At 56.0% G+C, this 12,057-nt stretch carries 11 protein-coding genes; 10 read left to right on the forward strand and 1 reads right to left on the reverse strand.

Translation table 11 applies throughout. The features are described from left to right. Positions 1-10 precede the first annotated feature (10 nt). The gene (locus EPG66_RS15860) at positions 11-2,374 is read left to right on the forward strand and encodes a glycoside hydrolase family 31 protein (protein WP_182687502.1); all 2,364 of its coding nucleotides are present in this window, start codon (positions 11-13) and stop codon (positions 2,372-2,374) included. 296 nt (positions 2,375-2,670) lie between these two features. Here the strand turns inward: EPG66_RS15860 and ftnA are convergent, their stop codons facing one another. Continuing rightward, positions 2,671-3,177: a non-heme ferritin gene (gene ftnA, locus EPG66_RS15865; RefSeq protein WP_010248984.1), complete on the reverse strand. Its 507-nt coding sequence runs from the start codon at positions 3,175-3,177 to the stop codon at positions 2,671-2,673. Between the two features lie 488 nt (positions 3,178-3,665). Here ftnA and EPG66_RS15870 point away from each other — a divergent pair, with 488 nt between their 5' ends. The 9 genes from EPG66_RS15870 to deoC all read left to right on the forward strand — a co-directional run bounded on the left by EPG66_RS15870 (position 3,666) and on the right by deoC (position 12,027). Then, on the forward strand, positions 3,666-4,334 hold the full coding sequence (locus tag EPG66_RS15870; protein ID WP_010248983.1) for a nucleoside recognition domain-containing protein: 669 nt from the start codon (positions 3,666-3,668) through the stop codon (positions 4,332-4,334). Next, positions 4,324-4,797, forward strand: coding sequence for a YjiG family protein (locus tag EPG66_RS15875; RefSeq protein ID WP_010248980.1), 474 nt, complete (start codon positions 4,324-4,326; stop codon positions 4,795-4,797). The genes EPG66_RS15870 and EPG66_RS15875 overlap by 11 nt, the downstream gene beginning before the upstream one ends. Positions 4,798-4,801: 4 nt before the next feature. Continuing rightward, a complete protein-coding gene (locus EPG66_RS15880) occupies positions 4,802-5,905 on the forward strand; it encodes an amidohydrolase (protein ID WP_182687505.1) in 1,104 nt (367 codons plus the stop codon). Positions 5,906-6,198: 293 nt separating this feature from the next. Next, positions 6,199-7,785, forward strand: a complete 1,587-nt coding sequence (prfC, locus tag EPG66_RS15885) for a peptide chain release factor 3 (RefSeq protein WP_010671098.1) — start codon at positions 6,199-6,201, stop codon at positions 7,783-7,785. A 258-nt stretch (positions 7,786-8,043) separates the two neighbouring features. Next, positions 8,044-8,658: a molecular chaperone OsmY gene (osmY, locus tag EPG66_RS15890; RefSeq protein ID WP_069025371.1), complete on the forward strand. Its 615-nt coding sequence runs from the start codon at positions 8,044-8,046 to the stop codon at positions 8,656-8,658. A 112-nt stretch (positions 8,659-8,770) separates the two neighbouring features. Next, entirely contained in the window at positions 8,771-8,932 is a 162-nt protein-coding gene (locus EPG66_RS15895) for a DUF1328 domain-containing protein (protein WP_003848537.1), read from the forward strand. A gap of 220 nt (positions 8,933-9,152) precedes the next feature. Next, entirely contained in the window at positions 9,153-10,205 is a 1,053-nt protein-coding gene (locus EPG66_RS15900; protein ID WP_033769872.1) for a patatin-like phospholipase family protein, read from the forward strand. Beyond that, positions 10,202-10,999 carry a TatD family hydrolase gene (locus tag EPG66_RS15905; RefSeq protein ID WP_069025370.1) on the forward strand — a complete coding sequence of 266 codons (798 nt, stop codon included), beginning with the start codon at positions 10,202-10,204 and terminating at the stop codon, positions 10,997-10,999. The genes EPG66_RS15900 and EPG66_RS15905 overlap by 4 nt, the downstream gene beginning before the upstream one ends. Before the next feature lie 248 nt (positions 11,000-11,247). Continuing rightward, complete coding sequence (deoC, locus tag EPG66_RS15910) at positions 11,248-12,027, forward strand: deoxyribose-phosphate aldolase (RefSeq protein WP_182687507.1); 780 nt, start codon at positions 11,248-11,250, stop codon at positions 12,025-12,027. Positions 12,028-12,057 lie beyond the last annotated feature (30 nt).

Raw genomic sequence — 12,057 nt, forward strand, 5'->3', positions numbered from 1 at the left:
GGATATCGCGATGAAAACCCTGAAGAACTGGACGCTGCATCAGCAGGCCGATCACTTTGTTGAACTCAAGGTCGAAGATCGTCACTTCCTGCGGCTTTACGTGCTGGAGGATAAGCTGATGCGCGTGCTGCTGAAGCGCGACGGTGAGCTGGCGCTGAACCGCACCTGGAGCATTGCGCCTGTCAGCGACGTGCCCTGGCAGGGGCGGGATCGTGAGGCGCTGGATGGCTTTACGCTGCCGGCATTTAAGGTTGAACACGATGCGCAGCAGCTGCGCATCAGCACGCAACGGCTGCGTGTCACGGTGCATCAGCCGCTCTGCCTGAGCTGGGAACAGTTTGAGGGTGAGAGCTGGCAGCCGCTGGCCGCCGACCGTCACACCGGTGCCTATCTGCTCAATGCGCACGGCGACGGGGTCGAGCACTATCAGCGTCGCCAGCCGCAGGATCGGGTTTATGGCCTGGGCGAGAAGAGTGGCGACCTGAACCGCGTTAACCGCCGTTTTGAGATGCGTAATCTGGATGCCATGGGCTACAACGCCGCCAGCACCGATCCGCTTTATAAACATATTCCGTTTACCCTGACGCAGCGCGATGGCGTCAGTTTTGGCCTGTTCTATGACAACCTGAGCAGCAGCTGGCTCGATCTGGGGAATGAGCTGGATAACTACCATCTCCCTTATCGTCGCTACCGCGCCGAAGCGGGCGATCTTGATTACTACATGATGCTGGGCCCGACGCTGCTCGACGTCACCAAAGCCTTTGTGCGTCTGACCGGTCGCACCCTGTTTCAGCCGAAGTGGAGCCTGGGTTACAGCGGGTCCACCATGCACTACACCGACGCGCCCGACGCACAACAGCAGCTGCAATCCTTTATCCGTCTGTGTCGCGAGCATGAAATTCCCTGCGACTCGTTCCAGCTCTCTTCGGGTTACACCTCGATTAACAACAAGCGCTACGTCTTCAACTGGAACTACGACAAAGTCCCGAATCCCAATGCGCTGAGCGACGCGTTTCATACTGCCGGAATGAAGCTGGCGGCCAACATCAAGCCCTGCCTGCTGCAGGATCATCCGCGCTATCAGGAAGTGGCCGCGCAGGGGCTATTTATTCGTGACTCTGAGCAGGATCGTCCTGAGCGTTCGGTGTTCTGGGACGATGAGGGATCGCACCTCGACTTCACTCATCCGCAGGCGGTGCGCTGGTGGCAGGAGAATGTCACCCGGCAGCTGCTGGAAAAGGGCATCGATTCTACCTGGAATGACAACAACGAATATGAGGTGTGGGATGGCGAAGCGCGCTGTCACGGTTTTGGTCAGCCGATCGCCATCAAGCATATCCGGCCGGTAATGCCGTTGCTGATGATGCGCGCCTCAATGGAAGCCCAGCAGCAGTTTGCACCGGACAAACGCCCTTATCTGATCTCCCGTTCCGGCTGCGCCGGGATGCAGCGCTATGTACAGACCTGGAGCGGCGATAACCGCACCAGCTGGCAAACCCTGCGCTACAACATCCGTATGGGACTGGGGATGAGCCTCTCCGGGCTGTTTAACGTCGGGCACGATGTCGGTGGCTTCTCTGGCGATAAGCCGGATGCCGAGCTGTTTGTGCGCTGGGTTCAGAACGGCGTTATGCACCCGCGCTTTACTATCCACTCCTGGAATGACGATCACACGGTAAACGAGCCCTGGATGTACCCGGAAGTCACACCGATGATCCGCGAGGCGATCCGGCTGCGCTATCGCCTGATGCCCTACCTCTATAACCTGGCGTGGCAGGCCAGCGTGGAAGATGAGCCGATGCTGCGCCCGACCTTCCTCGATCACGAGCAGGATCCGCTGACCTATCAGGAGTGTGATGACTTTATGCTGGGGCGCGATCTGCTGGTCGCCAGCGTAGTAGAGCAGGGCGCGCGCAGTCGTGAAGTCTATCTGCCCCGTAACCGCGGCGGCTGGTATGACTGGCACAGCGGCAAGGCATTTGCGGGTGGTGAGACCATCACGCTGGATGCGCCGCTGGATCGGTTGCCGCTGCTGGTGCGGGCCGGTGCGGTGATCCCGCTGGGCGAGTGCGAAAGCACTACCGATGCGCGGCGCGATACGGTGCGGCAATGGCAGCTATGGCCTGCCCCCGAAGGCGTGCAGACACAAGGCGAAATGTTTGATGACGATGGCGAGAGCCACGGCTGGCAACAGGGTAATGCGCTATGGCTTCGCTGGACGCTCTGTAGCAGCGCCACGCGTATCGATCTGACGGTGGAAAAACGTGGAGATTACCAGCCAGCCTGGCGGGAGATCGCGCTGTTACTGCCTGCGGGTGAAAGCCGTGAACTGTGGGTGAATGGCAAGAAAGCCGCGAGTTACCGGCTGGAATAGCGGTGCCGTGGTGGCAAAGCCTAATCAATCATGTTTTGGGCAGCAACGCTTAAGTTCAGTTAGCAGGGGCAGAGGAGGAAAGCGTCCCGCAGCAGGGGCAAAAGCGCCGGGAGCACTTTTGAACAACGCAAAGCGTTGGCCCGTTTACGGGCGCACCTCATGGATGAGGTGCGTAATAGCGCGGGCCGAGCGTGCCAGGGATGGAGGCTTTTGCGTCTTTCCGATCTGACCCTGTTCCCTGTGAAGGCACGATCTCACAGCGACCAGGCCTTCTACCTCAGTGGCCCCAACAGAAATTACTCTGCGTGGTTCTCGGTGCTCATGCGGCCCAGATCTTTATCGACCAGGAACAGACCGTTGCCGCTGTTGCTGACCAGCGCCAGTTTATCCAGCACGGTTTTGAACAGCTTCTCTTCTTCATGCTGCTCGGCAACATACCACTGCAGGAAGTTGAAGGTAGAGTAATCCTGTGAGGTCATGGCGGCATGGGCCAGTTCATTGATTTTGCTGGTGATCAGCTGCTCATGCTCCAGCGCCTGCTGCAGAATTTCATTCAGCGAGGTGAAAGAAACTGGCGGCGCAGCGATGGTACCCAGCACCGGCATGCCGCCGGTATCGCTCAGGTAATCAAACAGACGCTGCATATGCTGCATCTCTTCGCGTGAATGCATCTTCAGGAAGGAAGCGGCACCCTCAAAGCCTTTGTCGCTGCACCAGGCACTCATTTGCAGATAAAGATTGGCAGAGAAAAATTCCAGGTTCAGCTGGTCGTTTAAACGCCCAGTCATTTCAGCAGTCAGCATGGCCGAGTCCTTTTAAGAAGATGTTAAATAAACAGGTATAGTCGGTGAATTATGCATCAAATATGTTAGTAAAGCGAAGGCTTTTCCGCAAAAACAGCCAATTTATCTGATTGATTTAAATAGAATTATTTCACAAATTGAATGCGAGCGATTCTCATTCTGCATCACTCCTTATCGGGCAACAAAATCACGATTTCAGCACCATGATAGTGCGCCCGGTCGCTATCCTGCTGGTGCAATCGCCGCTGAAGCTGGAGAAATAGCGGTCATCTGATGACGCGCCGGAAATATCACGTTGTCGTCAGAAAAGATATTTCGATGAGCCATAACAGGTATGGCGTGGATTAAACGCCCGGTGGTGACAGCAGGGCCATTAATCATCGCGCGCCGATCGGCTCTGGCATAAATCATGCTTAGAACTCAGTTCCATATATTGAAACTTGCTATGGCAGGGAACAGGCGGCAAGCCAGGTTATCAGGAGAAAATAATGTCAGATGAGAGTGTGGTTAGCCCTGTAAAAATGACGGCGACCAAAGGCAGTTATGTCGCGTTAATTTTTGCCATCCTGTTTTTCTCAGGGTTGTTTTATAACGTCGAGGGTCTTTCATGGCTGGGCGCCTTTGACTTCACCACGCTGGGCGGCAGCTTTGGCACCATGAAAGATCCCGCCAGCAACACCTTTCTTGGCGCAGGCGGGCTCAGTGCCAAAGCGGGTTTCCTGTTTGCGCTGTCGCTGACGCCCACGGTGATGCTGGCGCTGGGCGTGCTGGAAATTTTCACCCACTACGGCGCGATTCGCGCGGCGCATCGGTTGCTGACGCCGCTGCTTAAGCCGCTGATGGGGCTGCCGGGCCATTGCGGTCTGGCGTTAATCACCGACCTGCAAAGTACCGACGCGGGCGCGGCTTTAACCAAAGAGATGGCTGACCAGAAACAGATCGGTAAAAAAGAGGTGGTGGTGATGAGCGCCTGGCAATATTCCGGTGCTGGCTTAATCAATAATTACTTTGCCATCGGCTCCGCGTTGTTCGCCTCAATGACGCTGCCGATTATTATTCCGCTGTTATTAATGTTCGTGCTGAAATTTGTCGGTGCGGCGATAACGCGCGCTGTGTTAAACAGTGTTTATAAGAAGGATTTCGCCGATGGAAAATAAAATCACGACAAGCAGTAATCCCTTTGATGTGTTTGTGACCGGCGCGCGTAAAGGCTTTCACATCGCCATTCACAACCTGATGCCAAATGTGGTGATGGCCTATGTGCTGGCAGAAGTGCTCAATCTGCTCGGCATCATGCAGTTTCTCGGGCACGTTTTTGCGCCAGTGATGGGGCTGTTCGGCCTGCCGGGCGAGGCAATTACGGTGCTGCTCACCGCCTGGCTCTCGTCGTCGGCGGGCACCGGCGTAGCGGTGAGTCTGCTGACCAAAGGGCTGCTGACCGGCGCGGATATCACGATTCTGGCCCCGGCGATTTTCCTGATGGGATCGCAGCTGCAATATATGGGACGGCTGCTGGGCGTGGCCGATGTGCCAAAAAAATACTGGCCGCTGCTGATGCTGGTGAGCATCATCAACGCGCTGATCGCAATGTCTGTTATGCGTCTGTTTATTCAGGAGTAACGCTGTGTCTGAGGTATTAGAGCATTACCACTATTTGCACGAAATTCCGGAGCTGGGTTTTCAGGAGGTGAAAACCTCGGCCTACATCGCCGATCAGCTGGAGAAAGCGGGTCTGAAGGTGACGCGCAATATCAATAACACCACCGGCATTGTGGCCGAGATCGACAGCGGTGTACCGGGCCCGGTGCTGGCGCTGCGCGCGGATATGGATGCGCTGGGGCACATCATTGATGGCGTGCCGTGTGCGCGCCACACCTGCGGTCACGACGGTCACTCTTCGGTCGTGTTGACGGCGGCGACGGCTCTGCTGCAGGAGGGCGCGGTGAAACGTGGCCGGCTGAAGATCCTGTTCCAGCCCGCCGAGGAGCTCGGTGCCGGTGCGCTCTCAATGATCGAAGGCGGCGCACTGGATGATGTGGAGATGATTCTGGGGTTCCATCTGCGTCCGCTGGAGGAGTGTGTGGTCGGCCAGGCGGTGCCTGCGGTGCTCTACTCAGCCTGCAGCACGCTGGAAGCGACCATCAAAGGCCAGCCCGCCCATTCGGCGCGTCCGCACCTTGGGGTGAATGCGCTGGATGCTGCCGTACAGGCGGTTCAGGCGGTCAACGCCATCCATCTCTCGCCCGGGCTGACCTGGAGCGTCAAAGCAACCCGCTTCCTGTGCGATGCCGGTGTCACCAACTCGGTGCCGGATGAAGCCCGCGTAGTATGGGATCTGCGTTCGCAGGAGAACGGGCCGATGACGCTGCTGAAAGAGCAGGTCACGCGCGCCATTACTCACAGCGTGGCGGCACTGGGTGCCAGCGCCGAGGTACGCGTATTAAAAGAGATGCCCGCCGCCGAGATTGATGATGAGGCGACGGCGGTGATCCGCGCCGCGATCGTCGAGGTGCTGGGAGAAGAGGGCGCGCTGTCAACCCGGACCACGCCAGGCAGCGAGGACTTTTTCTACTATCCGGTGAAGCGTCCGGGTGTAAAAGCGGGCTTCTGGGGACTGGGCACCAACCTGACGCCAGGATTGCATCATCCCGACATGCATTTTGATCTCGACTCGCTGGAGATTGGTGTGAAGATCTTCAAAGCCTGCGTCAGAAAGGTGCTGGGATAAGGTAGGCGGGGCGGGTGCAGACCCGTCCCGCTTTGTTGTGGCATCCACCGTTCCCCGATTCCCCGCCCCTGAAATCCTGCCCCTCTCCCTGTAGGCCGCGCGCGCAAAATATTGTATGCTATGCCGCCTTAAAGCTGACCAGGTAACCGGAATTCACGCCAATGTAACTTCGCGCTGACCCGCCAACGATGAAAGATCGTTTTTGGCACCGTTTACCCGCCGGTAAGGTTCTGCCGGCCACCGTGATTTATCAGCAGCGCCAGTAAGTTGCGCTGCCTATTGAGAAGAATTCCATGTCTAATCCCTTTTTAGAAGAGGTGGCACGCCGCCGCACCTTCGCGATCATTTCGCACCCGGATGCCGGTAAAACCACCATTACCGAAAAAGTGTTGCTGTTCGGACAGGCTATCCAGACCGCCGGTACGGTAAAAGGCCGTGGCTCTAACCAGCACGCTAAGTCGGACTGGATGGAGATGGAGAAACAGCGTGGTATCTCCATTACCACCTCGGTGATGCAGTTCCCCTATCGCGATAGCCTGGTGAACCTGCTGGATACCCCAGGTCACGAAGATTTCTCGGAAGATACCTACCGTACGCTGACCGCGGTTGACTGCTGTCTGATGGTGATTGATGCCGCTAAAGGCGTTGAGGATCGTACCCGTAAGCTGATGGAAGTTACCCGTCTGCGCGATACGCCGATCCTGACCTTTATGAACAAACTTGACCGTGACATCCGCGACCCGATGGAAGTGCTGGATGAGGTGGAAAGCGAGCTGAAAATTGCCTGCGCACCGATCACCTGGCCTATCGGCTGCGGCAAGCTGTTCAAAGGGGTTTATCACCTCTACAAAGATGAGACCTATCTCTACCAGACCGGTAAAGGCCACACCATTCAGGATGTCCGCATCGTGAAGGGGCTGAACAACCCGGACCTCGACACCGCAGTCGGTGACGATCTGGCGGCACAGCTGCGTGAAGAGCTGGAGCTGGTACAGGGCGCATCGCACGAGTTTGAGCAGGAAGCCTTCCTGAGCGGCAAACTGTCGCCGGTCTTCTTCGGCACCGCGCTGGGTAACTTTGGCGTTGACCATATGCTGGATGGCCTGGTGGCATGGGCACCGCGTCCGATGCCGCGTGACACCGACACCCGTACGGTAGAAGCGAAAGAAGAGAAGTTCACCGGCTTCGTGTTTAAGATCCAGGCCAACATGGACCCGAAACACCGCGACCGCGTGGCCTTTATGCGTGTGGTGTCAGGTAAATATGAAAAAGGGATGAAGCTGCGTCAGGTGCGCACCGGCAAAGATGTGGTGATCTCCGACGCCCTGACCTTTATGGCGGGCGACCGTTCGCACGTTGAAGAAGCGTATCCTGGCGATATCATCGGCCTGCACAACCACGGCACCATTCAGATTGGCGACACCTTTACTCAGGGTGAAAACATGAAGTTCACCGGTATTCCGAACTTCGCGCCAGAGCTGTTCCGCCGTATTCGTCTGCGCGATCCGCTGAAGCAGAAACAGCTGCTTAAAGGGCTGGTTCAGCTGTCGGAAGAGGGTGCAGTACAGGTGTTCCGTCCGGTGCATAACAACGATCTGATCGTGGGTGCGGTCGGGGTGCTGCAGTTCGATGTGGTGGTCGCCCGTCTGAAAAGCGAATATAACGTCGAAGCGATCTACGAAGCGATCAACGTCTCTACGGCGCGCTGGGTTGAATGCAGCGACGCGAAAAAGTTTGAGGACTTCCAGCGTAAAAACGAAGTTAACCTGGCGCTCGATGGTGGTAATAATTTGACTTATATCGCGCCAACCATGGTTAATCTTAATATTACGCAGGAACGTTACCCTGACGTCCGTTTCCGCAAAACGCGCGAGCACTAATCGCCTGTTTCCGGGCCATTCCAGCTGGGAGTGGCCCTGTTTTCCTCCTTCCAGACTCCTCCTAAAAACCCCGTTTTTCTTCTGTTTTGACGTGTGATCAACCAGTTAGCCAGGCAAATTGCAAAATGCCGTCTATGATTACTCTATCGGACGGCGGAAGAGACTTCTCTTGTCCTTACGTCCTGTAACGCAGCGGCACCTGTGCCTCTGTTGCGCCCACAGTTTTTGGGTGAGTTAACTGATAGAAGGAAGATATCGATGAACAAGACTAAGATTGCTAAAACCCTGATGGCCGCCATGATTGGCTCAGCACTGATCAGCGGCAGCGCACTGGCTGACGAATCAATGTCGCAGAAAGCGTCACAGACAGCCGACAGCGCGGGTTCAAAAATCGATAGTTCTATGAAAAAAGTCGATGGTTATATGGATGACAGCGGCATCACCGCCAAAGCCAAAGCGGCACTGGTAGATGATGACGCAATTAAAAGCACGGATATCTCGGTAAAAACGCATAGCGGCGTCGTGACCTTAAGCGGTTTCGTCACCTCACAGGATCAGGCTGAGAAAGCTGTGGCTGTGGTGCAGAAAATCGAAGGTGTTAAATCCGTCAGCGACAAACTACACGTCAGAGACAGCAAAGCATCATCAATGAAAGGTTATGCGGGCGATGCCGCTACGACCAGCGAAATTAAAGCTAAGCTATTAGCGGATGACATTGTTCCGTCGCGCAACGTAAAAGTTGAGACCACCGACGGCGTTGTTCAGCTTTCAGGGCAGGTTGCTAATCAGGCACAGTCAGAGCGTGCAGAAAGCATTGCTAAAGCCATTGAAGGCGTGAAAAGCGTTAAGAATGACCTGACGGTTAAATCTTAAGCTTGCGTACGGCCACTTCTGTGGCCGTACGAATAAAAGATACCCATCCGGGGATGAAATAAGCAGATCGATTTTAAAATATTCGATTTTTAAATAGGGTAAGGAGAGGCTTATGTTTCGTTGGGGCATTATTTTTCTGGTGATCGCACTGATCGCTGCAGCGTTAGGTTTTGGCGGTTTAGCGGGCACAGCAGCATGGGCAGCTAAAGTTGTCTTCGTCGTTGGTATTATCCTGTTCCTCATCAGCCTGTTTACCGGCCGTAAAAAGCTTTAGCCGATGAGTCCTGCAGTGTAATGCAACGCAAAGCATAGAGCGGAGACCAGTCATCTGTAGCGAATGACGTGAAGAGAGGGACACCTTCACATCGCTGCAAGGTAAGCCAGCCCAGCTGGCCTGCCGGTTAAAGGAACACATGACTGGTTCTCCGGAATGCTGCCGTCATTAACGGATCGATCCTCCAGCAGACCCGGAACCCCTTTTTGAGGTTCGTACAGTGGGTATACGCATTCCTGTCACGCTCGGCGCCATTGAACCTCTGGCCCTGACTCCGTTTAAATCTCAGAAAATTGCGCTGGTTTGTGAAGGCGGCGGTCAACGCGGCATTTTCACCGCAGGCGTATTAGATGAATTTCAGCGTGCCCGATTCAACCCCTTTCAACTGATGCTCGGCACCTCTGCCGGTGCACAAAATCTTTCTGCCTTTGTCTGTGGTCAGCCCGGCTATGCCCGGCGTGTGATTACCCGCTATACCACCAGTAAACTCTTCTTTGATCCGCTGCGCTTTGTGCGTGGTGGCAATCTGATCGACCTCGACTGGCTGATAGATATTACCCGCAGTGAATTTCCGCTGGCGATGAGCAGCGCGGAACAGCTGTTCTCCAGCGGCCGCGAGTTTTATATGTGCGCCTGCCGCAGTGACGACTACACGCCTGGCTACTTCAACCCGACCGCCGATAACTGGCTGGATCTGATCAAAGCCTCCAGTGCCATTCCCGGTTTTTACCGGCTGGGGGTCAGTCTGGAAGGGATCAGCTATCTCGATGGCGGCATCAGCGATGCGATTCCGGTGCGTGAAGCCGCCCGCCGTGGCGCTGATACCATTGTGGTGATCCGCACCGTGCCCTCGCAGATGTTCTACACCCCGAAATGGTTTAAGCGGATGGAACGCTGGCTCAGCACCGGCGCACTGCAGCCGATGATCAACGTGCTGAATAAGCATGAGCAGAGCTATCGGGAAATTCAGCAGTTCATTGAGAATCCGCCCGATGATTTGCGCATTATCGAAATCTTTCCGCCGCATGCGCTGGCCAGCAGTGCGCTGGGCAGCCGCATCGCTTCACTGAATCAGGATTATCATCTGGGACGGCGTTGCGGTCGCTATTTCCTCGCCACGCTGGGCCAGTGGCTGAGCGATGCGGAACCGATGACCACGGCGCGTATCGTAACGCCGCCTGCTCCGGCAGCCAATGCACCCGATACCCGCCTCATCATCACACCGCCGCTGGCGGATAATGATGCTGATTACGACAAAGGATCGCTGGCATGAAGTTTATTGATACGCACTGCCACTTCGATTTCCCGCCGTTTGAAGGGGATATCTCTGGCAGCCTGGCACGTGCTGCAGAAGCGGGCGTGGAAAAGATTATCGTTCCGGCGATCGATGCCAGCCGCTTTGAGCGGGTCTGCGCGTTAGCCGCGGCGCATCCGCCGCTCTATGCCGCGCTGGGCCTGCATCCGATCGTCATCGAAAATCATCAGGAGACCCATCTCGACCAGCTGGAAACCTTACTGCAACAGCGGCCGCGTAAGCTGGTGGCGATCGGCGAGATCGGGCTGGATCTCTATCGCGACGATCCGCAGTTTGATAAGCAGCAACGCTTTCTTGAGGCGCAGCTTAAGCTGGCGAAAGCATATCAGCTGCCGGTGATCCTGCATTCGCGCCGCACTCATGACAAGCTGGCGCAGATTCTGCGTCGTTACGATCTGCCGCGCCGTGGCGTGGTACATGGTTTTGCGGGCAGTCTGCAGCAGGCGCAGGCCTTTATTAAGCTGGGTTATGCGATTGGCATCGGCGGGACCATTACCTATGAACGCGCCAGCAAAACCCGCCAGACTGTGGCGCAGCTGCCGCTCTCTTCGCTGCTGCTGGAAACCGATGCACCCGATATGCCGCTGCAGGGCTTTCAGGGCCAGCCTAATCGTCCGGAGCGGGCGCGTCAGGTGTGGGAGGTGCTCTGCAGCCTGCGAGAAGAGTCACCGGAGGAGATTGCCGATGCGCTGTGGCACAACAGTCAGCAGCTATTTCAGCTCGATCCCGCTTTCCCGGCGCTGCGCAACTGACCGCCCGTGTCTCGCCCGACCTGCAGCTTTCGCGCTTAAATGTGATAATAGTAACATTGCACCCGTTGGCGTATAATAACCATCAAACCCCGTTATCTGTAATGTTAGTCACAGTAAACGTGGCAATGTTGCATTAATTTCTTATTCCTATGTGACTCCTGGCACATATCAGGCCGCATCAGAGTGTTATTATTATAACATTCCGCCGGCGAGCCGGTGGGTTGCACCCCGATCCTTTGGAGAGCCTCATGACCGATATCAAAGACCTTGCCCTGCGCGCCCTGAAACTGATGGATTTAACCACCCTGAATGACGACGACACCGACGCAAAAGTGATCGCCCTGTGTCATCAGGCCAAATCCCCGGCAGGCAACACCGCCGCAATCTGTATCTATCCGCGTTTTATTCCGATTGCCCGTAAAACGCTGCGCGAGCAGGGAACTCCGGAGATCCGCATCGCCACGGTGACTAACTTCCCGCACGGCAATGACGACATTGATATTGCGCTGGCAGAAACCCGCGCCGCTATCGCCTACGGTGCCGATGAAGTGGATGTGGTGTTCCCGTATCGTGCGCTGATCGCCGGTAACAGTCAGGTCGGTTTCGATCTGGTGAAAGCCTGTAAAACCGCCTGTGCCGAAGCAGATGTGCTGCTGAAAGTGATCATCGAAACCGGTGAACTGAAGCAGGAAGCGCTGATCCGTCAGGCCTCTGAGATTGCAATTGATGCCGGTGCCGATTTCATCAAAACCTCGACCGGTAAAGTACCGGTTAACGCCACGCCTGAAGTGGCGCAGATCATGATCAACGTGATCCGCGATAAAGGCGTCAGCCAGCAGGTTGGCTTTAAGCCCGCTGGTGGCGTGCGCACCGCTGAAGATGCCGCTATCTATCTGAAAATGGCGGAAGAGACGCTGGGTGCGGACTGGGCCGATGCGCGTCATTTCCGCTTTGGCGCATCAAGCCTGCTGGCGAGCCTGCTCAACACCCTGGGTCATGACAGCGACACCAGCAAAGCGGGTTACTGATCCTTCAGGCGGTCGCTGACCGCCTGTTCC

The sequence above is a fragment of the Pantoea pleuroti genome, from assembly GCF_014156615.1.
Taxonomy (GTDB): Bacteria; Pseudomonadota; Gammaproteobacteria; order Enterobacterales; family Enterobacteriaceae; genus Pantoea; species Pantoea agglomerans.

Excerpts from the sequence above, each read along its gene's own strand:
- EPG66_RS15905 (WP_069025370.1), top strand. The coding sequence starts at position 10,202 with ATGAAGTTTATTGATACGCACTGCCACTTCGATTTCCCGCCGTTTGAA.
- ftnA (WP_010248984.1), bottom strand. The coding sequence starts at position 3,177 with ATGCTGACTGCTGAAATGACTGGGCGTTTAAACGACCAGCTGAACCTG.
- EPG66_RS15860 (WP_182687502.1), top strand. The coding sequence starts at position 11 with ATGAAAACCCTGAAGAACTGGACGCTGCATCAGCAGGCCGATCACTTT.
- osmY (WP_069025371.1), top strand. The coding sequence starts at position 8,044 with ATGAACAAGACTAAGATTGCTAAAACCCTGATGGCCGCCATGATTGGC.
- EPG66_RS15875 (WP_010248980.1), top strand. The coding sequence starts at position 4,324 with ATGGAAAATAAAATCACGACAAGCAGTAATCCCTTTGATGTGTTTGTG.
- EPG66_RS15895 (WP_003848537.1), top strand. The coding sequence starts at position 8,771 with ATGTTTCGTTGGGGCATTATTTTTCTGGTGATCGCACTGATCGCTGCA.
- EPG66_RS15870 (WP_010248983.1), top strand. The coding sequence starts at position 3,666 with ATGTCAGATGAGAGTGTGGTTAGCCCTGTAAAAATGACGGCGACCAAA.
- prfC (WP_010671098.1), top strand. The coding sequence starts at position 6,199 with ATGTCTAATCCCTTTTTAGAAGAGGTGGCACGCCGCCGCACCTTCGCG.
- deoC (WP_182687507.1), top strand. The coding sequence starts at position 11,248 with ATGACCGATATCAAAGACCTTGCCCTGCGCGCCCTGAAACTGATGGAT.